This window comes from Streptomyces sp. NBC_00285 (assembly GCF_036174265.1).
GTDB lineage: Bacteria > Actinomycetota > Actinomycetes > Streptomycetales > Streptomycetaceae > Streptomyces.
The window spans coordinates 6,440,992-6,467,893 of the sequence record NZ_CP108055.1 but is presented as its reverse complement, the minus strand read 5'-3'; the positions used below and the strand labels follow the sequence as shown (position 1 = coordinate 6,467,893).

The following is a 26,902-nucleotide window of genomic DNA, read 5'->3' as shown; positions in this document are numbered from 1 at the left end:
AAGCCGCTCAGTTCTTCTGGATCTGGTCGAAGGACAGCTCGACCGGAGTCTCGCGGCCGAAGATCTCGACGAGACCCTTGACCTTCTTGGAGTCGGCGTTGATCTCGTTGATCGTGGCCTGGAGGGTGGCGAAGGGGCCGTCGGTGACGGTGACCGAGTCGCCGACCTCGAAGTCCAGGACCTGGACCTCGAGCTTGCGCTGCGGGACCGGCTTGCCCTCGGCCTCGGCGGCCTCGCGGGCTGCCTTCTCCTCGGCCTCCGGGGCGAGCATCTTGACGATCTCGTCCAGGGTCAGCGGGTACGGGTCGTAGGCGTTGCCCACGAAGCCGGTGACGCCGGGGGTGTTGCGGACGACACCCCAGGACTCGTTGGTCAGGTCCATGCGCACCAGGACATAGCCGGGGAGCTTGTTCTGGCGGACGGTCTTGCGCTCGCCGTTCTTGATCTGCGCGACTTCTTCCTGCGGCACCTCGGCCTGGAAGATGAAGTCCTCGACGTTCAGCGAGACGGCACGCTGTTCGAGGTTGGTCTTCACGCGGTTCTCGTAACCGGCGTAGGTGTGGATGACGTACCACTCGCCGGGCAGGGTGCGCAGTTCCTCGCGCAGCGCGGCGACGGGGTCGACCGGCTCGGCCGGCTCTTCCTCGGCCTCTTCTTCGTCCTCGACGGACTCGGCGGCCTCGACGTCACCGCCGGACTCTTCCTCGGCGAACTCGACGTCACCGCCGGACTCTTCCTCGGACTCGTCCTCGGCGTGCATGGCGGCTTCCTCGGCGGGCTCGCCGGCCTCGGCATCGGCAGCCTCGACCTCGTCCAGGTCCTCGTCCGCGCCCTCGACGATGTCGAGCTCGTCCTCCACGGACACGGTCTCGTCCGGCTCGACGGCGTCGTTCAGGTTCTGGTCAGACACGGTGGCTGCTTCTTCCTGGATACTTGGGGTGGAACATGCGAAAAGGGGCGCCGGTAACCTCGGCGCCCTTCGCTCTGTGCTCAGCCGAATACGTACTTGGCGGCGTGGTTGAGCCCATAGTCAATCACGGTCACCAGACCGATCATGACGAGGACGAAGACGATCACCACGGTCGTATACGTCGACAGCTGGTTCCGCGACGGCCAGACGACCTTGCGGAGTTCTGCGACGATCTGCCGGTAGAAGAGCGCGAGGCGCTTCAGCGGGCCCTTCTTGGCCCGCTTGCCGCCCTTACGGGTCTTCTTGGACTCCGGCGCCTCATCCTGGGCATCAGGCGTATCAATGGAGCCCACGGCGTCCGCCATTCGTCCTCACCTGTTCCCGGGTCGTGGCCGTGCCGCGCCCGGTTGGAGCCGCACGGCGGTGCATTGCTGTACGTACATGCGCACACATCCTGGCGATGGTGTGTGTAGCAGGGCCGGAGGGACTTGAACCCCCAACCGCCGGTTTTGGAGACCGGTGCTCTACCAATTGAGCTACGACCCTTTGTGCGTCCCCCAACGTACCGCATCCGACCGGGTGCTCGGTGTGCACCGGTTGGGGCGGCGGCTGAAGGCCAACGAGGTGAGAGTGTACGTGGTCCACGGGCCCTCGTCGAACAGAAAGCGCCCGTAAGGGCCTTGGGGACGCAAGATCGCCCAGCGTGCGGGACGAATCCGGACGGTTGTTCAGTCATTGTTCAGTCCGTGAAACCCGCGTGCCGGGCAGGTTTCCGGTCTGGAACGATGGGCCCCATGAGCGCTGCAACCCCTCCCACCGCGCGCCGGGTCTCCGCCCGAGTCGGCGCGATCTCCGAGTCCGCCACCCTCGCCGTGGACGCCAAGGCCAAGGCCCTCAAGGCCGCCGGACGGCCGGTGATCGGCTTCGGCGCCGGTGAGCCGGACTTCCCGACCCCGGACTACATCGTCCAGGCCGCGATCGAGGCCTGCTCGAACCCGAAGTACCACCGCTATACCCCGGCCGGCGGTCTGCCCGAGCTGAAGTCCGCGATCGCCGCGAAGACGCTGCGCGACTCCGGCTACGAGGTCGACACGACTCAGATCCTGGTGACCAACGGCGGAAAGCAGGCGATCTACGAGGCCTTCGCCGCGATCCTCGACCCGGGCGACGAGGTCATCGTCCCGGCGCCGTACTGGACGACGTACCCGGAGTCCATCCGTCTCGCCGGCGGTGTCCCGGTCGACGTCGTCGCGGACGAGACCACCGGCTACCGCGTCACCGTGGAGCAGCTGGAGGCGGCCCGCACGGAGAACACCAAGGTCGTCCTCTTCGTCTCCCCCTCCAACCCGACCGGCGCCGTCTACAGCGAGGCCGAGGCCGAGGCGATCGGCCGCTGGGCCGTCGAGCACGGCCTGTGGGTGCTGACCGACGAGATCTACGAGCACCTCGTCTACGGCGACGCGAAGTTCACCTCGCTGCCCGCGCTCCTGCCCGAGCTGCGCGACAGGTGCATCGTCGTCAACGGCGTCGCGAAGACGTACGCCATGACGGGCTGGCGGGTGGGCTGGATCATCGGTCCGAAGGACGTCGTCAAGGCCGCGACCAACCTCCAGTCGCACGCCACGTCCAACGTGTCGAACGTCGCCCAGGTCGCGGCCCTCGCCGCGGTCTCCGGCAACCTCGACGCGGTGGCGGAGATGCGTACGGCCTTCGACCGCCGTCGCAAGACGATCGTGCGGATGCTCAACGAGATCGACGGCGTGCTCTGCCCGGAGCCCGAGGGCGCCTTCTACGCCTACCCGTCGGTCAAGGCCCTGCTCGGCAAGGAGATCCGCGGCAAGCGCCCGCAGGACACGGTCGAGCTGGCCGCGCTGATCCTGGAGGAGTCCGAGGTCGCGGTCGTCCCGGGTGAGGCCTTCGGCACGCCCGGCTATCTGCGGCTCTCGTACGCGCTCGGTGACGAGGATCTCGTCGAGGGTGTCTCGCGGATCCAGAAGCTGCTGGCGGAGGCGCGGGACTGACGTCTCCGTGAGAAAAGGGGCACCCCGTCCGTGAGGGGGTGCCCCTTTTTTTGTGCGAGCAAGACCACTAAAGGGGAAAGCGGTACCGGGACGGCGCTGACGTACGGCAGGATCCTGGAATGCTGAGCTCTTCAGGGGGGAACCCCCCGAACCCCCCACGTGTACGTGATGTCTCTGAGCTGCCGAAGGCCCATCTGCACCTGCACTTCACCGGTTCGATGCGGCCCGCCACCGTCCTGGAGCTGGCCGACAAGTACGGGGTGCGGCTGCCCGAGGCGCTGACCGAAGCACTGACCAGCGGGGAACCGCCGAAACTGCGGGCCACGGACGAGCGGGGCTGGTTCCGTTTCCAGCGGCTGTACGACGCGGCCCGCTCGTGTCTCAGGGAGCCCGACGACATCCGGCGGCTGGTGCGGGAGGCCGCGGAGGAGGATGTCCGCGACGGTTCGGGGTGGCTGGAGATCCAGGTCGACCCGACGTCGTACGCCCCTCGGCTCGGCGGGCTGATCCCGGCGCTGGAGATCATCCTGGACGCGGTCGAGACGACCTCGCGCGAGACCGGGCTCGGGATGCGGGTGCTGGTCGCCGCGAACCGGATGAAGCATCCGCTGGACGCGCGCACACTGGCCCGGCTCGCGGTGCGGTACGCGGACAAGGGCGTGGTCGGGTTCGGGCTGTCGAACGACGAACGTCGGGGCATGGCACGGGACTTCGACCGGGCCTTCAACATCGCGCGTGAGGGCGGGCTGCTGTCGGTGCCGCACGGCGGTGAGCTGGCGGGGCCGTCGTCGGTCCGGGACTGTCTCGACGACCTGGACGCGAGCCGGATCGGTCACGGCGTGCGGGCGGCCGAGAACCCGCGGCTGCTGAAGCGGCTGGCGGACCGCGGGGTGACGTGCGAGGTGTGTCCGGCGTCGAACGTGGCCCTCGGCGTGTACGAGAAGCCGGAGGACGTGCCGCTGCGGACGCTGTTCGAGGCGGGGGTGCCGATGGCGCTGGGCGCGGACGACCCGCTGCTGTTCGGGTCCCGGCTGGCCGCGCAGTACGACATCGCCCGGCAGTATCACGGCTTCTCGGACGCGGAGCTCGCGGAACTGGCCCGGCAGTCGGTACGGGCTTCGGCGGCACCGGAGGACATGAAGACCAAGCTGCTGTCCGGAGTGGACGACTGGCTCAGCGGTCCGGCCTCCTGAGGCGTTCCGCCGTCGGCTACAGGCGCACGCCCACCGTCACCGGCTCGTTGACCAGGGTGATCCCGAAGGTGTCCCGTACGCCTGCCACGACCTCCCGGGCCAGTGTGAGGAGGTCCTCGGTGGTGGCGTCGCCCCGGTTGGTGAGGGCGAGGGTGTGCTTGGTGGAGATGCGGGCGGGGCCGGTGCCGTAGCCCTTGGTGAAGCCTGCCTTGTCGATGAGCCAGGCCGCGGAGGTCTTGGTGTGGCCGTCGCCCGCGGGGTAGGCGGGCGGTACGGCGTCTTCGCCGAGGTGGTGCTTCACGCGCGCGTGAAACTCCGCGAACTGGGTGTGGGTGAGGATCGGGTTGGTGAAGAAGGAGCCTGCCGACCAGGTGTCGTGGTCGTCGGGGTCCAGGACCATGCCCTTGCCGGCGCGCAACTTCAGTACGGTTTCGCGGGCTTCGGCGAGCGGGACGCGGTCGCCGGGTTCCACGCCCAGGGCGCGGGCGGTCTCCGCGTACTTGACGGGCGCGGAGAGGCCACCGGCGTCCTCGAGGTCGAAGAGGACGCGCAGGACGACGTAGCGGTCGGGGTCCTCCTTGAAGCGGCTGTGCCGGTAGGAGAAGGCGCACTCGTCGTTGGTGAGGGTGACGGTTTCGCCGCTGTGGCGGTCATAGGCGATGACCTCGGTGATGCGGGAGGACACCTCCTGGCCGTAGGCGCCGACGTTCTGGATGGGGGTCGCGCCCGCGGAGCCGGGGATGCCGGCGAGGCACTCGATTCCGGCGAGTCCGGCTTCCACGGTGCGGGCGACGGCGTCGGTCCACACTTCGCCGGCGGCGAGCGTCAGGCGGGTGCCGGTGAGTTCGTGGCCCTCGGTGCCGATGACGAGCGCGGTGCCCTCGAATCCCTTGTCGCCGATGACGAGGTTGGACCCGCCGCCGATGACCAGAAGCGGGGTGCCGGCGGCGTCGGCCTCGCGGACGGCCTCGATCACCTCGGCGTCGGTCGTCGCGGTCACGAGGCGGGTGGCGGGGCCGCCCAGGCGGAAGGTGGTCAGCGGGGCGAGGGGGGCGTCGTGTCGTTCCTGCACGCGGTACAGCCTACGGTTCGGCGGCGCCCGCGGGTGCGCCCCGGGTCGGGGTGTGCGCGTGACTGGAACTCCTGCCGGAACACCCCACTGCCGCCATTCGTTGCCGCAGGCAGGGGGCCACAACGCCGTAAGGGGCGCCCCACCATGGAGGGCACCCCTTACCGCAGCGACCGGACCGGCTCACCTGAGCCGCCGGACCCGCTCGTCATTCGTCCTTCGTCAGGCCAGTCGTACGACGGCCCGCGACATCCCCAGCACCTTCTGCCCCGCACTGGTCGCCGTGAGGTCCACGCGGACCGTGTTGTCGTCCAGCTTGGCCGCGACCTTGGCACTGACCTCGATCGTGGCGCCCTGGTCGTCGTTCGGGACGACGACGGGCTTGGTGAAGCGCACGCCGTACTCGACGACCGCGCCCGGGTCGCCGGTCCAGTCGGTGACCACGCGGATCGCCTCGGCCATGGTGAACATGCCGTGCGCGATGACGTCCGGCAGTCCGACCTCCTTGGCGAACTTCTCGTTCCAGTGGATGGGGTTGAAGTCCCCGGAGGCGCCCGCGTACTGGACGAGGCCGGCGCGGGTCACGGGAAAGGTCCGGGCGGGCAGCTCGGTGCCGACCTCGACGTCGGAGTAGGAGATCTTCGCGGTCATCTGCTTCCTCACGCCCCCTCTGCCGCGCGGGCGACGAGCTTCGTCCAGGCGGTCACGACATGCTCGCCGGACTCGTCGTGGACCTCGCCGCGGATGTCCAGGATGTCGTTGCCGGCCATGGACTTGATGGCCTGGATGGTGGAGGTGACGGTCAGCCGGTCACCGGCGCGCACCGGGCGGACGTAGGAGAACTTCTGGTCGCCGTGCACGACCCGGCTGTAGTCCAGACCGAGTTGCGGGTCCTGGACGACCTGTCCCGCGGCCCTGAAGGTGATCGAGAACACGAAGGTCGGCGGGGCGACGACGTCGGGGTGACCGAGCGCCTTGGCGGCCTCCGGGTCCGTGTACGCGGGGTTGGTGTCCCCGACCGCCTCGGCGAACTCACGGATCTTCTCCCGGCCCACCTCGTAGGGGGCGGTGGGCGGGTAGGTCCGCCCCACGAGGGACTGGTCGAGCGCCATGGGCTAGGCACCTCCTGGTTGCTCTACTGACCGGTATCGGATCGCTCAACGACGCGAGGCCGCCCCCGATCTCTCGGGGACGGCCTCGTGTACGAGCCTGATTTATCGCGTTTCGCGGTGCGCGGTGTGCGCCTTGCAACGCGGGCAGTGCTTCTTCATCTCCATTCGATCCGGGTTGTTACGCCGGTTCTTCTTGGTGATGTAGTTCCGCTCCTTGCACTCCACGCAGGCCAGCGTGATCTTCGGGCGGACGTCGGTGGCAGCCACAGGAGTGCTCCTTGACGAACGGATGGGACGTTGAACGCATACAAGAGTAGCCGATCGAAGGACCGACCCCGCAATCGGCTACTGTCAGTAGCGGTGACCGGACTTGAACCGGTGACACAGCGATTATGAGCCGCTTGCTCTACCGACTGAGCTACACCGCTGTGATGCGATCGGTTCCCGCCTTGCGACGGGAACCTCTCACACCAGAGCCCCAATACGGAATCGAACCGTAGACCTTCTCCTTACCATGGAGACGCTCTACCGACTGAGCTATTGGGGCGAGCGATGAAGACATTACACGCTCCGCCGCCGTTCACCCAAATCCGTTTCGCGGCGCCCCGCACGCCTTGATCCACGGCCTTCTCGGCGGCCTCAACGGCCCCTCCCGCACGCCGGACCGCACCGGTACGACTATTGCGCTCCTCCCCGTGACGGGTGGATCACCGTCCTAGGCTCGACTCACTCTGCGTGATCTTGCGTCCCTTGCGCGGTTCCGGCGGTCCCGAGCTCGCGCAGCCCCCGAGCCCCTGGAGCGCGATGTCTGACAGCCGGCCGCAGCCGCACCACTCCTCGTCGTCCTCCTCCTCGCCCGGTGCCGCGTCCTCGGGCAGGTCCGAGGGGTCCGGTCTCCTGTTGTGCGGGGCGCGTCTCATGGACGGCCGGACCGTGGACGTACGGCTGGGTGGCGGGCGGATCGAGGCGGTCGGTACGGCGGGGAGTCTGGCCGTGGGCGGCACGCACGCGCGTGGGGCGCGAGTGGATCTCGGCGGCTACCTGCTCCTGCCTGCCCCGGCCGAGCCGCACGCCCACAGCGACACAGCGCTGTCGGCCGACGCCGAGGGACCGGTCTCCAACGACCCCCACGACGTCCAACGCCGGGCCACCGAGGCCGCTCTGCTCCAGCTCGGGCACGGGGCGACCGCGCTGAGGGCACATGTGCGTGTGGGCGACGTCCAGGGGCTGGGCGCACTGGCCGCCGTACTCCAGGCACGGCGTTCGCTGCGCGGGCTCACCGAGTTGACGGCCGTGGCGATGCCGCGCGTGCTGACCGGGGTGGCCGGGGCGGAGGGGCTCGCAATGCTGCGGGACGCGCTGAAGATGGGTGCCTCCGCGGTCGGTGGCTGTCCGGATCTCGACCCCGATCCGACGGGCTACGCGGAGGCCGTTCTGGAGGTGGCCTCCGAGCACGGCTGCCCCGTCGACCTGCACACCGACGCCACCGACCCGGCCCGGCTGGCCCGCTTCGCCGCCATGGCCGGCGGGCTGCGCCCCGGCGTGACCCTGGGCCCCTGTGCCGGGCTCGACCAGCTGCCCGCCGAGGTGGTGTCCCGGACCGCGGATCACCTCGCGGCGGCCGGGGTCGCGGTGGTGTGTCTGCCACAGGGCGGCTGCGGGGGCGTCGACCGGCGGGGCACGGCTCCGGTACGGCTGCTGCGCGCGGCCGGCGTCCAGGTGGCGGCCGGCAGCGGAGCGCTGCGGGACGTGTCCAACCCGGTGGGGCGCGGCGACCCGTTGGAGGCCGCATACCTCCTCGCCTCCCGGTACGCACTGCGCCCCGAGGACGCCTACGACGCGGTGAGCACGTCCGCCCGGGCCGTCCTCGGGCTGCCCGAAGTCCGCGTGGAGGCGGGCTTTCCGGCCGAGTTGCTCGCGGTGCGCGGCGACCGCCTGGCCGGCGCGCTCTCCCTCGCCTACAGCCGGATCGTGGTGCACCGGGGGCGTGTGGTGGCCCGGACGAGCGCGGTACGGGAGTACTGCAACTCGGCCACGGCAACGACCGCGGAGGCGGGGCTGCCGCGGCAGGGGCGGGGAGAGGTTCCGTAGGTTCCGTAGGGGGCGATGTTCGTGGGGGCCGGGGTGTTTCAGTGGGGGTGTCTGCGACTGTTCAGACGGACGGGGCGTCGCGCGGCCGGCTCCCCCAACGGCCCGTACCGGCCCGGCGACCCCGGCCGGAGGCCATGCGGCGGTTGTGGCTGTTCGGGCGTACGGTCGAAGACATGCGCATTGTCATCGCTGGTGGTCATGGTCAGATCGCGCTGCGGCTGGAGCGGTTGCTCGCCGCGCGCGGGGACGAGGGGGCGGGCATCGTCCGCCGCGCGGAACAGGGCGACGATCTGCGGGACGCCGGTGCCGAACCGGTGCTGCTGGACCTGGAGTCGGCCTCGGTCGAGGAGGTCGCGGACTCTCTGCGGGGCGCGGACGCGGCCGTCTTCGCGGCGGGCGCGGGGCCGGGCAGCGACGTGGCCCGCAAGGAGACGGTGGACAAGGCCGCGGCGGTGCTGTTCGCGGACGCGGCGGTCCAGGCGGGTGTGCGGCGCTTCGTGATCGTGTCGTCCATGGGCGCGGACCCGCACCACCAGGGCGACGAGATCTTCGACGCATACCTGCGCGCCAAGGGCGAGGCCGACGCCTACGTGAGCGGCCTGGACGCCCTGGACTGCACGATCCTGCGCCCCGGCGCGCTCACGAACGACCCCGGCAAGGGCCTCGTACGCCTGGAGGCGCGCACCGGCCGGGGCTCGATCCCGCGCGACGACGTGGCCACCGTACTCGCGGAGTTGCTGGACACGCCCGCGACCGCCGGGCTGTCGCTGGAGCTGATCGGCGGGTCCACGCCGGTGTCGGTGGCGGTGAAATCGGTGGCAGGCAACTGACGGCTGCCGTCGGAAGGGCCTCCCGCGTGGGCGGCCCTGTTGCGGCGGGTCGGCGCCTGCCGCGGACTTGCCGAACGTGCTGGGCGTGCTGGGCGTGCTGGGCGTGCTGGGCGTGCTGGGCGTGCTGGGCAGGGTCGGTTGTACGACTGTCAGGCGGTATTGGGCCTACTGAGCACGACAGTTCGCGACGGCGACTTCCTCCTCGTACGGCCGGGCGGGTTCGGAGTGAGCGGCGCGTCGGGCGGGCGGTCGGCTGGGGAGACGGGAAACACGCGAGGGCTGGCAGCTGGAGGGTCAGCGCTGTGCGGGGGCGTCCGGTGAGGCAGGACGTCGTAGGCGCCGGACACGGCGGTGTCAGAACAGGGGGAGCTGGCCGGGTACGACGGGGACTGCGTACCCGTCCAACGACGGCTGCACCGCTGCGAGTTCCGCCTGCCTGCGGGAACCCGGGCACGAGATCAGCTGACCTTTCTCGCGTGCCCCTGGCGGGTCGTGCCGGGCGAAGCGGCCGGCGACCACCGCGATCTCGCGACGGCATTCGGGGCAGAGCCTGCGGCGACTTGACATGCAGTCAGTGTGCCCCGGGCGGGCGGAATTCTTACGTCCGGATCGACGGGTGCCACGCACTCCCCCTTCGCCGTGGCCTCACATAATCCGAACGCACTTACTTAGAAGTCGCGCAGACAGGCGCGATGGGGCATCGCGGGAGAAGAAGAGGCACAGGGTCTGGTGATCATGGAGCAGCGGCGCTCTGTGATCATCGGGAGACCTGTGTCTTTGTGCCGTGTCCTGGAACTCAGGCAGCGCACAAAGTCGCGGCGGGGCGCCGACCCGCGGTGGACGCTGCCGGTGGGACACCCATGAAGTGGCGGAACTGGGCTGTCATGTGGGACTGGTCGTAGTAGCCGGCCGCCGCGGCGATGGCCGCCCATCAGCCCGCGTCGGCCGCGAGCACGGTGCGAACGCGGTCGATGCGTGCGAAGTGCTTGGGGGACAAGCTGGTGGCCTCGGTGAACAGGGCGTGCAGGTGACGCTCACTGATGTGCAGCCGGGCCGCGGTCGCGGTGACAGTGGTGGCGACCAGCAGACGCGCCGCCTCTTCGATCCGCTCCGACGGCTCCGGGCGGTCAGCCAACGCTTTTTCGAGAGCGGTGAGCGGGTCGGCGGCGAGTTGGTCGACGTCCAGGCCCGGTAGTTCGCGGAGTGGCAGGGCACGGTAGTTCGCGGAACGGCAGGGCACGGTCGGTGAGATCATTCGGCGGACGTCCGAGCAGCGCTTGGGCACGACCCGGCCGCATACGAACCCGCACGCACGAGTGGCCGGGCGCGGCGACGTGATATGCGGCCCGGGTGCGGGGGCCCATGACGATCAGCTCGCGCTTGCCAGTGCGCAGGAGAAGTGTGGTGGCGTGATCGGGCGCATAGACCGCCGCTGAAGCACCCGCCGTAGGAGTATCGATCCCGGCCACTCAACGCATACGGCCAGGCGGCACGATGAGAGAACTCACGCGGTCCACGACAGTGCCGAAACTTCCTATCACGCGGTGTGAGAGCACTGTCATGGTCGGGACATGATCCTTGTTACCGGTGCCACCGGCACCATCGGCAGTCGCGTCGTCCGTCTGCTCACCGAGCGGGGCGTACCGTTCCGGGCGATGTCCCGCCGCGAGCGGCCCGGCGGGGTGCGGGCCGACTTCGACGACCCGGCGTCGCTGGCGCACGCTGTGGCCGACGTCGACACGGTCTTCCTCGTCACCGTGCCCCCCGTGCCGACCGCAGACCATGACATCGCCCTGGTCACGGCCGCGCGGGCGGCAGGCGTCCGTAAGATCGTCAAGCTGTCCGCCATCGGCAGCGGCGAGCGGTTCGACGGGGCGACCGTCGGCGCGTGGCACCTCGCCGCGGAGGAGGCGATCGAGGCCAGCGGGCTCATGTGGACGATGCTCCGTCCGCCGAGCTTCGCCTCGAACGTCTTGTGGTACCGGGCGCTTCTCCAGGCCGGAGAGCCGATCCCGAACCTGGCCGGCGACTCCCTGCAGGCCATCGTCGACCCGAGGGACGTGGCTGCGGTCGCCGTCGCCGCCATGACCAGCGATGCGCACGACGGGCAGCGGTACGACCTGACCGGGCCGGAGCTGCTGACGTTCGCGGACCAGGCGGCGATCCTGGAAAGCGTGCTGGAACGGCCGGTCAAGATCACCGACACGATTGCGCTCGACCAGTTGCCGGCCGGGATGGTCACTGGCATCGGCTGGGCGCGCGCCGGCGGTGCGGCCTATGCCACCGACCACGTGCCGCGGGCGCTCGGACGACCGGCGGGCACGTTCGAGCAGTGGGCACGGGACCATCGGGAGGCATTCGCGGCAATGCCGTAACCGACCGCCCCAGACAGCCGCCAGGCTCAGGTAGTTCAGGGATACAGCCCGTTCTCCTTTGGTGCTTCATCGAAGCTAGTGAGAACACCGTCTAGGAGGTCCAAGGGCGGGGCGAGCAGCGGCGAGTCGTGGCAGTTCGCTCCGGCCAGGACGCGGCCCAGCGGGATGACTTGGCTTTCAGATCGAGTGCTCGGGCCACTGATCGCCTACGGGCTGGACTGCGTGAGCCTCCTTGCAGCCACCATGATCGCGATCGTGCTTGACCACCGGCTCACTGGCCGTGCTGCTCGTCATCACGCTGTGCAGGCTCTGCATGATCGACTTCTCCTGCTGGATCTCTGGATGCGCACCACGCCGTCGCCGGTACGGCGACCATGCGCTCCGCTTTGCGGGAAGAGAACGAACGCGGCGCCCTGGCCCGCCGGGCCACCACCGGGTGAGACACACCAAGCATCAAAGTTTCCAGTACACGAAGAGACCCCCTACGCGCTGCGTTTCCGCAGTTCATAGGGGGTCTTTCTCTCAGCGTGGCGGCGCCAGGGTTCGAACCTGGGTAGGCTGAGCCGGCAGATTTACAGTCCCCCCAAGATCGCGCGACTACATGCCATCTGACCTGGCGTTTCATGCCCTTCAGGTAGCTGGAAGCCAGATCCCGTCCACGTCTCGTCCTGATCTTGGGATTCCAGGGGTTGCGAGCACCCCGCTACGACCAGAGGAACAGCGCGGCCGGCGCCCACAAGCGCTGGTATTGATCGCACTCGTCGGCGGGGTGCGGGATCACCCTCCGCCCCGCCGACAAGCTGCACGGTTGCGGCCGTCATTGGTCGTTGCTGGTCGTCGTTGGCCAGCCTCGGACGGCCCACAGACGGCCCAGCAAGTTGGCCGCAGCAATCTCCAGTTCGTCTCCGGACATCAGCTTGGGAAGCTCAGATACTCCCGGGCGGTGGGCACACCTGACCTGCGGTGGGGCCACGTTGCACCTTTGTAGGCCGCTGTCTTGCTCCCCGGTGTTCCCCGTGGCTCCCCGCACGATCTGGCACGGGTCTGGCACGACCTCTGCGTCACGAACTTCGAGCGGGACGGTCGCTGATGTCTGCTGGGCTGGTCACGCGGCTGGTGGAGGTTGTTGAGGGCCGGTGGCAGTTGCTGGGGTTGCTGGATTTCCCTGCTGTACAGCCTCGGCTTCTCGGAGGGCGAGCGCGAGGTTGTTGCGGCTGGCCAATGTGGCGGGGTGATTGTCGCCGAGTACCCGTTCAACCTGGGCGACGGTGGCCTTCAATAGCGGTATGGCTCGCCCCAGGTCCCCCGCCGCCCGGTAGGCGAGCGCGAGGTTGTTGCGGCTGGTCAGGGTGTTGTGGTGGGTGTCGCCGAGTACCCGTTCAACCTGGGCGACGGTGGCCTCCAATAGCGGTATGGCTCGCCCCAGGTCCCCCGCCGACTGGTAGGCGAGCGCGAGGTTGTTGCGGCTGGCCAATGTGGCGGGGTGATTGTCGCCCAGCACCTGCACGCGCTGGGTGAGGGTGGCCTCGTACAACGGGATGGCCCGCTCTAGGTCCCCCGCCTCCCCGTAGGCGCCTGCGAGGTTGTTGCGGCTGCTCAGGGTGTCGGGGTGGGTGCCACCTAGTGTCTGCTCGTACTGGGTGAGGGTGGCCTCGAACAGCGGTATGGCTCGCCCCAGGTCCCCTGCCGCTCGGTAGGCGTAGGCGAGGTTGTTGCGGCTGCTCAGGGTGTCGGGGTGGGTGCCACCTAGTGTCTGCTCGTACTGGGTGAGGGTGGCCTCGAACAGCGGTATGGCTCGCCCTAGGTCCCCTGCCGCTCGGTAGGCGTAGGCGAGGTTGTTGCGGCTGGCCAGGGTGGAGGGGTGAGTATCGCCCCGGACCTGCTCGCACCGGGTGAGGATGGCGGTGAACAGTGTGATGGTGTGGGCTTCGCGGCCTTGCCGGTGCAGGTACTGGGCAGCTTGGTAATAGGCGTTGGCGGTATCGGCTGAGGCGATCGTGTCCGGTGGTGTGGACTCGGCGAGGGCCAGGACGTGCGGGAGCAGGCGCTCCCACGGGGCGGGGGGTTCGGGTTGAGGGCCGTCCGGCGGATCGGGCAGGGCCTGCCGGACGGCCTGTTCGGCCTCCGAGCGGCCCGGGGCATGGGCGTCGGGTTCTGATTCGGCCGGGCTGCGGGTGCGGAGGACGGTCTGTACGAGTCGGTGGATGCTGGCGCCCTGGCGGTCGTCGGCGAAGGCGATCATGTTGTAGGCGTGCAGGTCTCCTAGCGCGTTGTCCAACGCGATCGGGCTGGGGGCGAGGTGGGCCAGGAGGGTGCGGGGGATGTTGTTGGGGGCCAGCCAGGCCATGGTGTGCAGGAGGGAGACGGCCAGCGGGTTGCGGCGGGTGATGGCGGTGAGGGTCTTCTCCCATATCCGGGCGATGGTCCGCTCGGGGTGGACGACGTCACGATCCTCGTCCAGGACCAGCCCCAGGGACCGGCTGTAGGTGTCCAGGTTGATGCCGGTCCGGTACGCGTAGGCGCCGGCCTGCTCCAGTGCCAGCGGCAGACACCCCAGATCCTCGGCCAGCCGCCGCGTCTGTTTCTTCTGCTCATCGGTGGGGGTGAGGTTGGGGAAGGCGATGGCGCACAGCAGGTCGGTGGCCTCGTCCAGGGGGAGCAGGCCCAGGGCCATGGTGGGGGCCAGGGTGTGCCATCCTGTGGCTTTGCGGCTGGTGGCCAGATGGTGCCCGCCGGCCAGGGTGCCCAGGTAGGGGCGCAGGTGCGTGGGGTCCTCGACGTTGTCGAAGATCAGCAGCCAGCCCGGGTGCGCCTGCAACCACAGGATCGCCCACGCCGCCCGCTCATCCGGATCGACCGCCCCGGCCCACTGCGGACACACGCCCATGGCCAACCCCGCCAGACCGGTCACGATCAACTCGGGGGACTCGGCGGTGATCCACCACACCAGCGTGTACATGCTGCGGTAGCGGTCGGCGTAGTGCAGGGCCAGGGTGCTCTTGCCCACCCCGCCCAGCCCGTGAATCGCCCGTACCCGCGACTGCACCACCGCTGCCGAGCCCCCGCCCGCCAGCATCCCCCGCAGGTCGGCCAGTTCCTGCTCACGGCCGACGAAGACGCCCGACACCGACTCCGGCAAGAACCCCGCCCCCGGCGGTGCCTCAACGGTCCGCGCCCAGTGCACCGCCTGCGCTGGCAACATTACGACCCGCGCATTGTCCCCGCTGATCGCCACTGCGATCGAGTCGGCCCCGATCGCCTGTTTGCCGGAGATGTGCACCTGCACTGGCTCTCCCGGGACCGGCGCGCTCACGGCTGTGGGGGGTGGATGGTGGCGTGGTCGCCGGAGACCGCGATGTCGATGTGCTGTGCGCCGATCGCCCGTGTCCCCGACACGTTCACCGTCACCCCGCCCTGCGCGGGCAGCAGTTCGGCGACCTCACGCGCCAGCTCCGTGTCCTCCCGCAAGGCCCGCTTGATCAGCTGCCGCAACGCCCCCGCCGCATCCTCGTCCGGCTCCTCGGCAGCCTCCCGCACCGCTGACTCCAAAGCGGCGCGGCCCTGGTCGTCCCGGCGGTGCCACACCGCCCGCAGAATCCGCTGCCCCAGACTGGCTGTCGCATCGGCCGCGGCGTCCACGGCCGCGTCCTGGGCCCGACTGAACACCCCTGCCCCGTACGCACCCACCGCTGCCGACAGATACGGCCCCGCCTGCTCCACCAACTGATTAACGATCTCCGCACTCATGCCCGCCCCTGCCTGCCCGTCACCCGACCGGTGCCGGTGGCCCAGCGTAGGAAAACGCGACACTGTGTGAGTACAAAACGCCGAAACCGCCCGCTGCGGTTCCGCGACACGATGCCGCACGTGGGGTGGGTCCCTCCTCGGTCGGGCAGCTTCGCCGGACCAGGGTTCTCCGGGGGCCGCCAAGGCTCACCTCGTGACGCGTGCGCTCGGCCTTGGCGGCCCCTGGAGGTTCCTGGTACGCCCCCGGGGCCCGACCGAGGAGGGACCCACCCCGCGCCCCACCACCCCCAACCACGACGCACCCGCACATGACATCAGGCCCCCTCCCCTCCGAGAGAGGGCCGGGGTGTGGGGCGGAGCCCCGCGTCTGCTGTTCCTCCCGTTGAGTGCCTGCTGACTGCGGCGCCGACCGGGGCGCGCGCCGGAGCGGGGCGAAGACAGGAGCGGCGGCGCGCGGGCCGGGCGAGCGCCGCGCGCCGCGCTTGCGCGGCGCCTTGATGGAGTGGGGAAAGTCCTACCGGGCTTAAGCCAGTGACGACTTTCAAGGCCGTCCCATGGACCTCGTAAAAGGCCTGTTCAGTGGGTGTTCTGGCTTCCCGGAGAGGGACACTGGCCCACACATGGCCCATGAACCGCTTGATCCTGATCGCGAGGCAGTGCTGGCCCCGCGGACCCGGAGGCCGCGCGCTACCTGCTGGGCAACCTCGCGGCCCGGCGCCGCAGCCCTCTAGAGAGATCGACCGTTGGAGGTAATACAGGTCGCTTCACCGTCTCGGAAAGCTGTAGCTGGATAGGGGCGGTTGCTGCCAGTGTTGCGAGAAAGCCCTCAAGAAAGACCTAGGAATACCCTATTCTGACAGTCCCATCGTGAGCCGTAAATCTTGTACAGCTTGCAGAGATCTAGCCAGAAGGCGAGCAAGGTGATCTGCCTAATCAGCGCTTCAATGAAAACATAGTATGGCACCTCCGTGCCCTTGTATGCGATGATGCCACCGTGCATCACGTAGTCAAATTCTGCATGCGCAATGCTATTCCTTACGTCTCGACTGAATGACGAGTTCCAGAAGTAGCGAAGGTACGGGTGCCGGTTCAGGTAAGCCTCTTTTGTTGCGGCTTTGGATTTAGTGTACTGATTCACATTGTTCACGCAATCTTGCGCACGTAGAATCCTCGGCATCCATCCGCTTAGGTCGGCTGGATATCTGATCGATTCCGGATCCCGCCCTTCGGAAATATTCTGCATCCGAATGACGAGTGGAAGAATTTGGCAGCTCACTTCAAAATTTTGTCGGTACGCATCCCGCAGCGAGTCGATGCGACCTACCGGCACCTGCCAGCCCGAAGGTACCGGTCTACCCTTGGCGCGTAGATGAATAATTGCCAGGGCCGGGAGCCACTCAGCGTTGGCGCGAAGAAGGTTGAAGAACTGCTCAGCCACTCTTCGGTTCATGGCCTCAAACTCCGGATTATCAATTACGGAGTGAGCGCATTCTGAGAACGCGGCCTCTTTCTTGAATATCCGTGACCACACTTCATATTTCGCCTGTAGGTACAATCCTTCTGGATCCAGGGAAACCAGGTAGGGGAAAATGAAGCGATGCATTGTCGTGTGCCTGTCAAGAAAGCTTGGATTCTCCGGCCACGCCCCTTCGAAGTTTTTCCACATGAGGCGGTCGAGAAGATCCCATTTCTGTTTTAGGTAGAACCCGTAGGCGTGTTCTAGTGGGTCTACCTTCTCCCCAAGCCACCGCGCGGTTGCCAGGAAGTTAAGGAAACCTGGGAAATTTTCGTCGCCAAATATTTTGTGCGCCGAGAGGAAGGCGGAGTACTCTCTACTATTCGGAAAGTTCGGCAAATCTCCATACGTCGTGACTATGCGCCATTCCCCACTCACATCCTTTGGGTCGATGACCCGGATTTCAGGGAGGTGGAAGCGAGGCAATCCTTCCGCCTCGACTGTTTCCCCCCTGATTGCGGACTCGCATGAGGGGCAGGCTACGGTAAAGCGCTGTCGCGCACGTGTAACACCGACGCGCAGAACAATCGGCTCTTGGCAAGCCGGACACTCAATATACGTCCGAAGGATCATTCGAGTTCGTCTCGTCCTTTCAGCGGCATAGAACCCTGGGCGCAGTCACGACTGTTCGTTGCCGTCCGTTTAGCCGCTTGGATGCCCCCCATGCCTAGAGATTATGGGGTCTACCCAGTTGAGGTACTGAGTTTGCTTGAGCTGCTCAAGGTCTGTGGAGCCGACCGCCCCAGCCACGACGTACCCCTTCTCTAAGATCAGGCGGCTGATCGTTGTGTCCGCGGCACGGGCGCCGGCCGGGGCTGGAGCGGGGTGGAGACAGGAGCGCAGGCCCGGCCGGCGCCCGTGCCGCGGACAGTGAGCGGAGCGAGCCGCCTTGAAGCAGTGGAGAAACCTCTACGGGGCTTGCCTAGCGACGGCTTCAAGAGCGTCAAGCCTGCAGTACGAACGCCCTGTTCAGGGCTGTTTCGGGCCTCGCGGGAGACTGCCTAGCCCACACATGGCCCACGACCCTCGCCGCGCACCGGTGAGGCTGCTCCACACGGGGGTGGGCTTCCGTATCTTGAGGAAAGCCCTCACTCCTCACCTCCGCAGCAGCTTTCTGAATCCGAATGCCGTCGCTTGAGGTACTAGCTATCATCGAGGTCCTGCACAAATGTATCCGCACTGAAGAACGGTAGGCCCCGGAAATGGCTGATCTCATCTTTCCCGGATTGGCAATATCCGGGTATCGCAGTTTTGGTGCAGAGATGCAATACAGTGGCAACATGGGGCCCGTCACCCTACTTGCAGGACAAAACAATTCAGGCAAGTCGAACTTTCTTCGATTCTTGAAAATGGCAGCCTTGGGGAAGGTGGAGCTAATCTCCTTGGACCGCCCCCAGGCGGCCCCCTCCACCCATTGCCAGTACTCAATCGCCATTCCGCTCGATGAAGCAATGGCGATCGTCAAGGATAAATTTCCGACAGTGGAATCGAGGTTTCGCGACGTAGCCACTCATGCAAGTATTCAAAAATTCAAAGACGGGTTCGTATGGCTGCGACTCGAACAGAATGGCCAACTAGTCGAAGATCAATTCGATGATATTGTAAACGAGCACGGAAATCTTTCCATTCTTGCACAACAAATGGGAACGGACTACAACGAACAGTCAAGCCTTGCCGCTGGCCGCAAAAATGCATTGAGAGTGTTCGGAAAAATCCTCCAGTTCAGGCCTACCAACATTCCTATCGCCACAATTGAGTCTTTTCGTCAGATTCAACCCATCAGTGGCGGGATGAGCATCGAAGGCTCCCACGAAGGCGCCGGGCTTCTGGAAAAGCTGCAGAGACTCCAGAATCCAAGCGCCGAAACCTACCAACGGGATTCAGCAAGATTCGCGGCCATCAATCGATTTCTGCAAAGTGTTCTTGACGATCCGTCCGCCCGCCTTGAGGTTCAACACGGAGCCGAAACGCTGAATGTCCATCAAGGCGGAAAAATGCTGCCCTTGGGACACCTTGGTACAGGAATCCACCAGGTGGTGATTCTGGCCGTGGCGGCAACAGTGCTAGAACGCACTGTTGTCTGTATTGAGGAACCCGAGGTCCACCTACATCCGATCCTGCAGCGTAAATTCATCAGGTATCTGGCCGACGAAACGAATAATCAATACGTGATCGCCACACATTCTGCTCATCTGCTCGACTATAAGCGAGCATCAGTGATTCACGTTTGGCACGACGGCGAGAACACTAAACTCACCCCGGCGCAGAACCCTGACGATTTGTCGAATGTGTGCTCAGATCTTGGATACCGACCTTCTGACCTACTCCAAACGAACGCCATCATTTGGGTGGAGGGCCCCTCGGACCGAATCTATCTGAATCACTGGATCGCGCAGATCAAAAACGACCTGATCGAGGGGATCCATTATTCAATCATGTTCTATGGCGGTGGTCTACTAAAACACCTAACTTCCAGAGACGAGGAAGTCACGGACTTCATTCGCCTCCGACGTCTAAATCGCTATCTAGCCATCGTGATCGATAGCGACAAAACCTATGCGCGAATGCCGATCAACGACACAAAGAAGCGGGTTCGCGAGGAGTTCGATGGGGTCGGAGTTAAGGGATTTGCATGGATCACGGACGGGTACACCATCGAAAATTATGTACCCCACGAGATACTACGTGCCGCAGTCGCCGAGGTGCATCCGCGAGCAAAGCCGCCGAGTTGGACGGGAGAGAAATGGGAGAATCCTCTGCCGCTTGTCAACAACAATGGGAATTCTATGGCTCCAGACAAGAACAAGATCGCCCGTAAGGTGTGCGAACAGTGGACGGACCCCCTGGCTAGCAATAGCGGGTTGGAAAAGATGGTTCAGCGATGCGTCCAGTTCATCCAGGACGCTAACTCGGGAATCGAGCAGACCATGTAGGCATGCAGAGTGGCAGCAACCTAGGTCGTATCCATAGTCGTGTAGGGTCTCGCAGCTCTTTGCCTACGCTGTTGCCCTGACCTTGGCTGTCTCGCGGCCGCACACCGAATCCGGTCGTGCCGAGTCTCATCACTCGTTGCATTTCCTCGACAGCGGGCGGGATATCGAAGCCAGGACGTTCCAGGCCGATGCCGAACGCCGCTTCCATTACGTCAGTGCTGCCGGTCCCAACTGCGGGGCTGCTGACTCATCCATTCTCGTAACGCAGTGGCCAGGGACCGAGCGACTGTCGGTGACGAAGCGACGATGAGGGCATGCTGTTGGAGGGTCCTTGAGTAGCTGTCTGTCACGCGAAGAGTGTCGGGGTGGCTACGGCCCAGGACACGTTCACGACTGACGACGACTTGTTTCATCAAGGAGACGGCCTCCTCGGTGCGCCCGGCCTGCAAGTAGGAGTTGGCGAGGTTGTTGCGGGCGGTCAGGGTGTTGGGGTGCTCAGGGCCCAGGAAGCGCTCGCACGCCGCAACGACCTGCTCTTGGATATTGATGGCCTCCTCGGTGCGCCCGGCCTGCAAGTAGGAGGCGGCGAGGTTGCTGCAGGCAGTCAGGGTGTCGGGGTGCTCAGGGCCCAGGATGTGCTCGCACGCCGTAACGACCTGCTCTTGGATATTGATGGCCTCCTCGGTGCGCCCGGCCTGCAAGTAGGAGGCGGCGAGGTTGCTGCAGGCAGTCAGGGTGTCGGGGTGCTCAGGGCCCAGGATGCGCTCGCGATCGGCAACGACCTGCTCTTGGATATTGATGGCCTCCTCGGTGCGCCCGGCATCCGAGTAGGAGTTGGCAAGGTTGTTGCGGGCGGTCAGGGTGTTGGGGTGCTCAGGGCCCAGGATGCGCTCGCACGCCGCAACGTCCTGCTCTTGGATATTGATGGCCTCCTCGGTGCGCCCGGCCTGCAAGTAGGAGATGGCGAGGTTGCTGCAGGCAGTCAGGGTATTGGGATGCTCAGGGCCCAGGAAGCGCTCGCACGCCGCAACGACCTGCTCTTGGATATTGATGGCCTCCTCGGTGCGCCCGGCCTGCAAGTAGGAGGCGGCGAGGTTGCTGCAGGCAGTCAGGGTGTCGGGGTGCTCAGGGCCCAGGATGTGCTCGCACGCCGTAACGACCTGCTCTTGGATATTGATGGCCTCCTCGGTGCGCCCGGCCTGCAAGTAGGAGGCGGCGAGGTTGCTGCGGGCAGTCAGGGTGTCGGGGTGCTCAGGGCCCAGGATGCGCTCGCGATCGGCAACGACCTGCTCTTGGATATTGATGGCCTCCTCGGTGCGCCCGGCATGCAAGTAGGAGTTGGCAAGGTTGTTGCGGGCGGTCAGGGTGTTGGGGTGCTCAGGGCCCAGGATGCGCTCGCGATCGGCAACGTCCTGCTCTTGGATATTGATGGCCTCCTCGGTGCGCCCGGCATCCGAGTAGGAGTTGGCAAGGTTGTTGCGGGTAGTCAGGGTGTTGGGGTGCTCAGGGCCCAGGATGTGCTCGCACGCCGCAACGACCTGCTCTTGGATATTGATGGCCTCCTCGGTGCGCCCGGCCTGCAAGTAGGAGATGGCGAGGTTGCTGCAGGCAGTCAGGGTATTGGGATGCTCAGGGCCCAGGATGTGCTCGCACGCCGTAACGACCTGCTCTTGGATATTGATGGCCTCCTCGGTGCGCCCGGCATGCAAGTAGGAGGCGGCGAGGTTGCTGCAGGCAGTCAGGGTATTGGGGTCCTCAGGGCCCAGGATGCGCTCGCGATCGGCAACGACCTGCTCTTGGATATTGATGGCCTCCTCGGTGCGCCCGGCATGCAAGTAGGAGGTGGCGAGGTTGCTGCGGGCAGTCAGGGTGTCGGGGTGCTCAGGGCCCAGGATGCGCTCGCGATCGGCAACGACCTGCTCTTGGATATTGATGGCCTCCTCGGTGCGCCCGGCATCCGAGTAGGAGTTGGCAAGGTTGCTGCGGGTAGTCAGGGTGTGGGGGTGCTCAGGGCCCAGGATGCGCTCGCGATCGGCAACGTCCTGCTCTTGGATATTGATGGCCTCCTCGGTGCGCCCGGCATGCGAGTAGGAGATGGCGAGGTTGCTGCGGGCAGTCAGGGTGTGGGGGTGCTCAGGGCCCAGGATGCGCTCGGCCTCACGTGCTAGGTCTTGCCAGTAGAGGGTCCCGGTGGAGTTCAGGTGGGCGTGCAGTAGTGCGGTGCCAGCCTGGTACAGCACGCCATGGCGGCCGGTGGTCCAGAGGAGTTCGTGCGCGAGTCCGGCGAGAGTGTCGGTGTTGGCGCGCAGGACGCTGGCGAGTGCCGGCTGGGTCTGGTCCGCGGTGGGCCAGATCTCCAGCAGGGCGTCTGCGGCAGCCGTCTTGGCGACGTCGAGGGCGCTGTCGGGCGTGGCCTCGCGGGTGGCCCGGGCGGTAAGGGCGTGGATGCGCACGGCACGAGGCTCGGCCGGGGAGTCGTCGGCCAGCAGTCCATAGCGGTGCAGGAGGCGTAGCACGTTCAGGGCCAATGGGGGCTGGTCGTCGGGTTCATGGTCTGTGTGTGGCCCTGTGGTGGGTTGGGCTGTCAGGTAAGCGTGGGCGGCGTGGGTGTTCCACAGAGTGTGGGGTTGGCCTGCGGGGTCCAGGCAGGCGGCCAGGCGCAGGGCGGGCAGGGCGAGGCCGACTGGTTCGCACTGCTGGGCGGCGTCGAGGTTGAGCAGCAGGCTGGTGGCGACCTCGCGCCCGTATTTCTCGGTGTCGGCCCAGCGGGGCAGCAGTTTACCCAGGCGTGAGCGGCGGTGGGTGAAGTGTTGGAGGTAGGCGGTGCAGCCGATGTCCTGCTGGTCCATGTAGGCGGCCGCGTGGGACAGGGCCAGTGGAAGCAGCCCCAACTCCCGGCACACGGTGTCGACGTGGCCATCGATGAGGTGGTTTTTGTGAATGCGGCGCACATAGTCGGTGAGGTAGGCGCGTGCTTCTGCTTCGCTGTAGACGCTGATTTCGACGAGGGCGCGGCCGCCGCCGTGCAGGACGGCGTCCTGACGGCGGGTCGTGGCCAGCACACGGCCCTGCTCCTTCAGTGCAGATGGTGGCCACCAAGGGTCGATGTGCTCGGGGTCGATGTCATCCAGGATGATCAGCCACGACTGTGGCGTAGCTGCCAGCCACTCCAGGAATCGTTGCGCGTCGCCCTGGGTGTCGGCCCCGGTGGCGCCGGGAAGATGCAGGTCCCGGGCGGCGCGGGCATACAGGGTGATCACCTGGTCGACTTTGGTGGCGTCGACCCACATCACCAGATCGACCTTGTCGCGCCGGGCCTCGTGGGCGTAGGCGGCGGCCAGTTGGCTTTTGCCGACACCACCGCCTCCGCGCAGCACCTGGGTCAGCACCACCGTGGCATGGTCAGACCGCGCCTGGTCGACGTTCTTGCGCAACGCGGCACGCGGCTGGAAAGCGGACGCCCGCTCCGGGATCTGCCCGAAGACGCACGGCCAGGTGACCGGCGGTGCCGGGGGTGGATACACGCTCCGGTTGTCCTGGTACACCCCGGAGATCGCGATGCTGCCAGGTGCGGAAGCACTGGCGGGCCCCGTATGCCTGAGGTCCACCGGCTGCAGCGGGGGTGGACCCGCGTAACCGGTGTGCGCCTCCGCCGCTGCGGACGCATCAGCACAACCGGTGTCGGTCACGCTCACACCGGGATCCGCCGTCGACCGATCCTTGGCTGTTCGTGCTTTCCGCGAACCCCACCTCATGGCGTACCTGTCTCACCTCCCGGCCGAACGGCGGTTCAGGGGGTGTAGTCGATCCCGGTTCCGCTCTTGGCGCCCGGCCCGCGTGCCGTGGCCTTCCCGGACCGCTTCACCCTGGCCCAACCGCGACCCCGGCCACCAGGCCGTCGAATGCCGGCGTGCGCCTCGCCGCCGCCGCTTGCCTCCGCGTCCCCGCTGCCGATGACCTCATCGCGCGGCCCGCTGACGGCCGCAGGCCGTCGCACCGCCCACACCAGCGCCGCTACCCCGGTGGCGGCCTGAATGGACGCCCCCGCGAACTGACCGCCGTCTGGACCGTTCAACAGCCAGACCACAGGCGTCGTAACAATCCCCGCCACCGCGAGCACGATGACCGTGATCTTCCATGCCGATGGCATGCAGGCACCCCCAGCCTCCACAGCCCCAGCGCTCCCTTTCGCGAAGAACGCAGCGAGCCTCCGGCCGATTTACCTCAAATGACCGGAACACAGCCATGCTATCGCCAGGGCAGGCTTCAGACCTGCGTGTTTTCCGAAGATGCGACGGGTGAGGAGCCTGGGTTCACTGGGGGCTCGACGCGTCTCAGCATGACGCCATAAGTGGTGCCGCTATGCAGTTGGCGCTGAGAATGTGGCCCGGATTTTGAGAACCTACAAGTCGGCTGGCCGGCATCCTCGGCAGGCGGGCGGGTAGATCACGACGGGTTGCCGGGGATCATGTCGCCAGCGTGCGACTTGGGGTGCCCGCGCGCATGCGGGGCCCTAGTGCTGCTCGTAGGCTGATCCTGCTCGGGGCTCACGCGGAGGTCCCTCATGCCCCGAACCATCTGGAGCGGCGCCATCTCGTTTGGCCTGGTCACGGTGCCTATCCACGTCCAGAGTGCAACGGAAAACCACAGCATCCAGTTCCACCAGTACCACCTGGAGGACATGGGGAGGGTGCGGGTGAAGAAGGTGTGCGAGCTGGAGGACCGCGAGGTCGCCCAGTCGGAGATCGGTAAGGGCTACGAGTATGCCAAGGACCAGGTCGTCGCCATCTCGGATGCGGACCTGAGGGAGTTGCCGCTGCCGACCGCGAAGGCGATCGAGATTCAGGCTTTCGTGCCGCTGGACTCCATCGACCCGATTCAGATCGGTGAGGGCTATTACCTTGCCCCGGACGGGGCTGTGGCGGCGAAGCCGTACAAGCTGCTGGTGCAGGCGCTTGGCCGGTCGTCGAAGGTTGCGGTCGCGAAGTATGCGTGGAGCGGGCGGGAACGCCTTGGGCTGCTGCGGATCCGCGACAACGTGATCGTGCTGCACGCGATGCGCTGGCCCAACGAGATCCGCGCCCCGGGCGCCGTCGACCCGCCGGACGAGAAGGTGTCGAAGGAGGAGATCGAGGGGGCCCTCGCTTTGATGGAGTCGATGGCACGCGACGACCTCGACGGCCCCGAGTTCGAGGACACCTACACCGACGCCCTGGCAAAAATCATCGAGGCCAAGCGGGAAGACCGCGAGCTCCCCGAGGCCCCGGAGCCCGAGAAGCCAGCCCAGGTCCTCGACCTCATGGCCGCGCTTAACCAGTCGGTGGAGAAGGCCCGGGCCTCCCGCGGCGAAGACGCCGACGTACACGAACTGCCGAAGAAGACCGCGGCCAAGAAGACGGCGAAGAAGCAGCCAGCCAAGAAGACGACCGCGAAGAAGACCACGGGGAAGAAGGTGACCGGACGCAGGCCGCGCAGCGCCTAGTCGAGGATGCCCAGCGCGGTGTCCGGCCGGCACTGCGGGCACGCCATCACGCCGTCGGCGAGCGCGCGCACCGCCTGGTCCCGCTCGACGCCCTTCGACCGCGAGCCCGCGTTCCAGCAGTCACCAACGTGCACGTACACGGCGTTTTGCCGGGACAGGCCGCGCTCGATCAGCCAGTCCGGCGCCGGCGGCCGCGCCGCGATGCCCCGCTGCCGCTCGGCCTCGCGCTTCTCCTCGTCCGCGATCCACCGGCGGGTCCGCTCCAGGTCCCGCACCTGCACGCGTTCCAGGAAGCGGAGCAGGGCAAGCCGCGACAGACTGGAGTCGTTCACGTGTTCGATTCCAGGAGGTAGCGTGGCCCGCGCACTCCGAGGGGCATAGGAGACAGCGTTGGACCGCATGGACGTCGAGGAGCTGCTCACGCAGCACGCCGTGGACGGTGCGCGCCTGGACCCGGCGCCGCCTGAGACGGGCGACCGGCTCACAGACGACCCTCAGGTGCGAGCCCGGTACCGCGCGGACGCATGGCGGCCGTGCTGCGTGTGGGGCACGGACTACCGCACCTCCCGCGTGATCGACTTCCCCGGCTGCGGGCCGTGCTGGGTGGACCTGTGCCGGGACCACTCGCTCGCCGTCAGGAAGCCCGCCCTACCGGCGATGCCGGCCACCGTGGAGGGGTCCTTCGCGGACATTAGGGAGGTCGCGGCCAAGTTTGGGCTCACGATGCGGCCCGTCAGCCATGAGGAGTGGCTGGAGATGGGACGCGCAGCAAGGCACCGCCGTGACCGGTGAACAGGAGCGCTTCCGCATCGCCGTGTCATCCGCTGGCCGTACGGTCATGCGCGGCTGGTGGCCAGACGAAGTGGTGGCGCGCGACAAGTTCCGCGACTGGATCGGCAGCCACCGGGACCTCGTCGAGCCGCACTTCACCCTCACCGACGAGACCGAGGGCATCGTGTTGACGAGCTGGCCGGAAGAGCCGTAGCTGGCGGCCATTTCCACAGCACCGAACCTGATACAGCACTGACATCAGTGTCCGAGATAGGTAGACGCGGATGAGGCCACAGAGCGGTCGTACCGTCAGCCCTCGGCGCTCTCCGCAGCAGTTGCGAGCCGTGGGAGTCTTGGGGGTGACGACGGCGGACAGAGAGGGAGAGCGAGTGTCGCAGCAGGCCAACCCGCGGGGAACCTTCCTGAAGATTGCCGACTCTGTGAAGCGGCAGATCGAGGACGACCCGGACATGACGGAGCTCCCGTCACTGGCTGAGGTCATGCGCGACCACGAGGTCTCGCGCGGGGTCGCCCTCCGCGCGTTCGGCGTGCTGCGTCAGGAAGGCGTGGCCGAACCGGTCCCCGGCGAGCGGTGGCGCGTCGTGCGCGCGGGTGCCCGAGTCAACCGGCGTCCGCTCGATCAGCGCATCGCCGACATCATCACGGCTGAGGGGCTCGAAGTGGGGGAAGCCTTCCCGAGCGCTTCCGCGCTGGCCGACCGGTTCGGGGTCTCGCGCCCCACAGTGACCAAGGCGCTGGAGAAGTTGGAGACCGCCGGCGTGCTGGCGGGTGGCGGACAGGGCAGGGTGCGGACGGTCCGCGCCGTGCCGACGCGAGAGGAGCGTTCGTAGC

24 protein-coding genes, 3 tRNA genes and 1 pseudogene are annotated in these 26,902 nt (G+C 66.9%); 10 read left to right on the top strand and 18 right to left on the bottom strand.

The features are described 5' to 3' along the window. Positions 1-7: 7 nt before the first annotated feature. The 3 genes from nusG to OHT57_RS30040 all read right to left on the bottom strand — a co-directional run bounded on the left by nusG (position 8) and on the right by OHT57_RS30040 (position 1,456). Complete coding sequence (gene nusG, locus OHT57_RS30050; RefSeq protein ID WP_328749678.1) at positions 8-910, bottom strand: transcription termination/antitermination protein NusG; 903 nt, start codon at positions 908-910, stop codon at positions 8-10. 80 nt (positions 911-990) lie between these two features. Continuing rightward, on the bottom strand, positions 991-1,275 hold the full coding sequence (secE, locus tag OHT57_RS30045; protein WP_328749677.1) for a preprotein translocase subunit SecE: 285 nt from the start codon (positions 1,273-1,275) through the stop codon (positions 991-993). A gap of 108 nt (positions 1,276-1,383) precedes the next feature. Further along, positions 1,384-1,456, bottom strand: a tRNA-Trp gene (locus OHT57_RS30040). A 248-nt stretch (positions 1,457-1,704) separates the two neighbouring features. Between OHT57_RS30040 and OHT57_RS30035 the strand changes: the two genes are divergently transcribed. Beyond that, complete coding sequence (locus OHT57_RS30035; protein WP_328749676.1) at positions 1,705-2,931, top strand: pyridoxal phosphate-dependent aminotransferase; 1,227 nt, start codon at positions 1,705-1,707, stop codon at positions 2,929-2,931. 119 nt (positions 2,932-3,050) lie between these two features. Continuing rightward, positions 3,051-4,124, top strand: a complete 1,074-nt coding sequence (locus tag OHT57_RS30030; RefSeq protein WP_328749675.1) for an adenosine deaminase — start codon at positions 3,051-3,053, stop codon at positions 4,122-4,124. 16 nt (positions 4,125-4,140) lie between these two features. Here the strand turns inward: OHT57_RS30030 and OHT57_RS30025 are convergent, their stop codons facing one another. From OHT57_RS30025 to OHT57_RS30000, 6 genes are all read right to left on the bottom strand, one after another. Beyond that, the gene (locus tag OHT57_RS30025) at positions 4,141-5,196 is read right to left on the bottom strand and encodes a UDP-N-acetylmuramate dehydrogenase (protein ID WP_328749674.1); all 1,056 of its coding nucleotides are present in this window, start codon (positions 5,194-5,196) and stop codon (positions 4,141-4,143) included. Between the two features lie 219 nt (positions 5,197-5,415). Further along, entirely contained in the window at positions 5,416-5,844 is a 429-nt protein-coding gene (locus OHT57_RS30020; RefSeq protein WP_328749673.1) for a MaoC family dehydratase, read from the bottom strand. Positions 5,845-5,852: 8 nt separating this feature from the next. Next, positions 5,853-6,305 carry a MaoC family dehydratase N-terminal domain-containing protein gene (locus tag OHT57_RS30015; RefSeq protein ID WP_328749672.1) on the bottom strand — a complete coding sequence of 151 codons (453 nt, stop codon included), beginning with the start codon at positions 6,303-6,305 and terminating at the stop codon, positions 5,853-5,855. A gap of 102 nt (positions 6,306-6,407) precedes the next feature. Beyond that, the gene (gene rpmG, locus OHT57_RS30010) at positions 6,408-6,572 is read right to left on the bottom strand and encodes a 50S ribosomal protein L33 (RefSeq protein ID WP_046706212.1); all 165 of its coding nucleotides are present in this window, start codon (positions 6,570-6,572) and stop codon (positions 6,408-6,410) included. Between the two features lie 88 nt (positions 6,573-6,660). After that, positions 6,661-6,733, bottom strand: a tRNA-Met gene (locus OHT57_RS30005). 46 nt (positions 6,734-6,779) lie between these two features. Then, positions 6,780-6,852 (bottom strand) — tRNA-Thr (locus OHT57_RS30000). Between the two features lie 257 nt (positions 6,853-7,109). Between OHT57_RS30000 and OHT57_RS29995 the strand changes: the two genes are divergently transcribed. Both OHT57_RS29995 and OHT57_RS29990 read left to right on the top strand, forming a co-directional pair. After that, a complete protein-coding gene (locus OHT57_RS29995) occupies positions 7,110-8,396 on the top strand; it encodes an amidohydrolase family protein (protein WP_328749671.1) in 1,287 nt (428 codons plus the stop codon). Between the two features lie 173 nt (positions 8,397-8,569). Next, positions 8,570-9,226: an NAD(P)H-binding protein gene (locus OHT57_RS29990; RefSeq protein WP_328749670.1), complete on the top strand. Its 657-nt coding sequence runs from the start codon at positions 8,570-8,572 to the stop codon at positions 9,224-9,226. Positions 9,227-9,580: 354 nt separating this feature from the next. Here OHT57_RS29990 and OHT57_RS29985 read toward each other — a convergent pair whose 3' ends face one another. Together OHT57_RS29985 and OHT57_RS29980 are read right to left on the bottom strand one after the other, a co-directional pair. Further along, positions 9,581-9,793 (bottom strand): hypothetical protein, encoded by a 213-nt coding sequence (locus OHT57_RS29985; RefSeq protein WP_328749669.1) that lies wholly within the window; start codon positions 9,791-9,793, stop codon positions 9,581-9,583. 364 nt (positions 9,794-10,157) lie between these two features. Beyond that, on the bottom strand, positions 10,158-10,481 hold the full coding sequence (locus tag OHT57_RS29980; RefSeq protein WP_328749668.1) for a hypothetical protein: 324 nt from the start codon (positions 10,479-10,481) through the stop codon (positions 10,158-10,160). Between the two features lie 316 nt (positions 10,482-10,797). Here OHT57_RS29980 and OHT57_RS29975 point away from each other — a divergent pair, with 316 nt between their 5' ends. After that, positions 10,798-11,601, top strand: coding sequence for an NAD(P)H-binding protein (locus OHT57_RS29975; RefSeq protein ID WP_328749667.1), 804 nt, complete (start codon positions 10,798-10,800; stop codon positions 11,599-11,601). 83 nt (positions 11,602-11,684) lie between these two features. On the opposite strand, the pseudogene OHT57_RS29970 reads toward OHT57_RS29975, so the two are convergent. From OHT57_RS29970 to OHT57_RS29955, 4 genes and pseudogenes are all read right to left on the bottom strand, one after another. Continuing rightward, positions 11,685-11,768: pseudogene (locus tag OHT57_RS29970) on the bottom strand (IS5/IS1182 family transposase); the annotation flags it as partial. Between the two features lie 938 nt (positions 11,769-12,706). Beyond that, positions 12,707-14,740: a tetratricopeptide repeat protein gene (locus OHT57_RS29965; RefSeq protein WP_328749666.1), complete on the bottom strand. Its 2,034-nt coding sequence runs from the start codon at positions 14,738-14,740 to the stop codon at positions 12,707-12,709. 170 nt (positions 14,741-14,910) lie between these two features. Further along, on the bottom strand, positions 14,911-15,348 hold the full coding sequence (locus OHT57_RS29960; protein WP_328749665.1) for a hypothetical protein: 438 nt from the start codon (positions 15,346-15,348) through the stop codon (positions 14,911-14,913). Positions 15,349-16,174: 826 nt separating this feature from the next. Next, the gene (locus OHT57_RS29955) at positions 16,175-17,290 is read right to left on the bottom strand and encodes a hypothetical protein (protein ID WP_328749664.1); all 1,116 of its coding nucleotides are present in this window, start codon (positions 17,288-17,290) and stop codon (positions 16,175-16,177) included. A gap of 776 nt (positions 17,291-18,066) precedes the next feature. Between OHT57_RS29955 and OHT57_RS29950 the strand changes: the two genes are divergently transcribed. After that, the gene (locus tag OHT57_RS29950; RefSeq protein WP_328749663.1) at positions 18,067-19,797 is read left to right on the top strand and encodes an AAA family ATPase; all 1,731 of its coding nucleotides are present in this window, start codon (positions 18,067-18,069) and stop codon (positions 19,795-19,797) included. A 212-nt stretch (positions 19,798-20,009) separates the two neighbouring features. Here the strand turns inward: OHT57_RS29950 and OHT57_RS29945 are convergent, their stop codons facing one another. Both OHT57_RS29945 and OHT57_RS29940 read right to left on the bottom strand, forming a co-directional pair. Beyond that, positions 20,010-23,342, bottom strand: a complete 3,333-nt coding sequence (locus OHT57_RS29945) for a tetratricopeptide repeat protein (protein ID WP_328749662.1) — start codon at positions 23,340-23,342, stop codon at positions 20,010-20,012. A 245-nt stretch (positions 23,343-23,587) separates the two neighbouring features. Then, positions 23,588-23,947, bottom strand: a complete 360-nt coding sequence (locus OHT57_RS29940) for a hypothetical protein (protein ID WP_328749661.1) — start codon at positions 23,945-23,947, stop codon at positions 23,588-23,590. Between the two features lie 414 nt (positions 23,948-24,361). On the opposite strand from OHT57_RS29940, the gene ku reads away from it, so the two are divergent. Next, complete coding sequence (ku, locus tag OHT57_RS29935) at positions 24,362-25,279, top strand: non-homologous end joining protein Ku (protein ID WP_328749660.1); 918 nt, start codon at positions 24,362-24,364, stop codon at positions 25,277-25,279. Here ku and OHT57_RS29930 read toward each other — a convergent pair. Then, complete coding sequence (locus OHT57_RS29930; RefSeq protein WP_328749659.1) at positions 25,276-25,611, bottom strand: DUF6233 domain-containing protein; 336 nt, start codon at positions 25,609-25,611, stop codon at positions 25,276-25,278. The two genes, ku and OHT57_RS29930, sit on opposite strands and share 4 nt — an antisense overlap. A gap of 58 nt (positions 25,612-25,669) precedes the next feature. On the opposite strand from OHT57_RS29930, the gene OHT57_RS29925 reads away from it, so the two are divergent. From OHT57_RS29925 to OHT57_RS29915, 3 genes are all read left to right on the top strand, one after another. Then, positions 25,670-26,071: a hypothetical protein gene (locus OHT57_RS29925; RefSeq protein ID WP_328749658.1), complete on the top strand. Its 402-nt coding sequence runs from the start codon at positions 25,670-25,672 to the stop codon at positions 26,069-26,071. Then, positions 26,061-26,264, top strand: a complete 204-nt coding sequence (locus tag OHT57_RS29920; RefSeq protein WP_328749657.1) for a hypothetical protein — start codon at positions 26,061-26,063, stop codon at positions 26,262-26,264. Before OHT57_RS29925 ends, OHT57_RS29920 begins: the two co-directional genes overlap by 11 nt. A gap of 175 nt (positions 26,265-26,439) precedes the next feature. Beyond that, on the top strand, positions 26,440-26,901 hold the full coding sequence (locus tag OHT57_RS29915; RefSeq protein ID WP_328749656.1) for a GntR family transcriptional regulator: 462 nt from the start codon (positions 26,440-26,442) through the stop codon (positions 26,899-26,901). Position 26,902: the final 1 nt, after the last annotated feature.

Excerpts from the sequence above, each read along its gene's own strand:
- OHT57_RS29985 (WP_328749669.1), bottom strand. The coding sequence starts at position 9,793 with ATGTCAAGTCGCCGCAGGCTCTGCCCCGAATGCCGTCGCGAGATCGCG.
- OHT57_RS29980 (WP_328749668.1), bottom strand. The coding sequence starts at position 10,481 with ATGATCTCACCGACCGTGCCCTGCCGTTCCGCGAACTACCGTGCCCTG.
- OHT57_RS30015 (WP_328749672.1), bottom strand. The coding sequence starts at position 6,305 with ATGGCGCTCGACCAGTCCCTCGTGGGGCGGACCTACCCGCCCACCGCC.
- OHT57_RS29990 (WP_328749670.1), top strand. The coding sequence starts at position 8,570 with ATGCGCATTGTCATCGCTGGTGGTCATGGTCAGATCGCGCTGCGGCTG.
- OHT57_RS30020 (WP_328749673.1), bottom strand. The coding sequence starts at position 5,844 with ATGACCGCGAAGATCTCCTACTCCGACGTCGAGGTCGGCACCGAGCTG.
- secE (WP_328749677.1), bottom strand. The coding sequence starts at position 1,275 with ATGGCGGACGCCGTGGGCTCCATTGATACGCCTGATGCCCAGGATGAG.
- OHT57_RS29995 (WP_328749671.1), top strand. The coding sequence starts at position 7,110 with ATGTCTGACAGCCGGCCGCAGCCGCACCACTCCTCGTCGTCCTCCTCC.
- ku (WP_328749660.1), top strand. The coding sequence starts at position 24,362 with ATGCCCCGAACCATCTGGAGCGGCGCCATCTCGTTTGGCCTGGTCACG.
- OHT57_RS30030 (WP_328749675.1), top strand. The coding sequence starts at position 3,051 with ATGCTGAGCTCTTCAGGGGGGAACCCCCCGAACCCCCCACGTGTACGT.
- OHT57_RS29960 (WP_328749665.1), bottom strand. The coding sequence starts at position 15,348 with ATGAGTGCGGAGATCGTTAATCAGTTGGTGGAGCAGGCGGGGCCGTAT.
- OHT57_RS29950 (WP_328749663.1), top strand. The coding sequence starts at position 18,067 with ATGGCTGATCTCATCTTTCCCGGATTGGCAATATCCGGGTATCGCAGT.
- OHT57_RS29975 (WP_328749667.1), top strand. The coding sequence starts at position 10,798 with ATGATCCTTGTTACCGGTGCCACCGGCACCATCGGCAGTCGCGTCGTC.
- OHT57_RS30035 (WP_328749676.1), top strand. The coding sequence starts at position 1,705 with ATGAGCGCTGCAACCCCTCCCACCGCGCGCCGGGTCTCCGCCCGAGTC.
- OHT57_RS29940 (WP_328749661.1), bottom strand. The coding sequence starts at position 23,947 with ATGCCATCGGCATGGAAGATCACGGTCATCGTGCTCGCGGTGGCGGGG.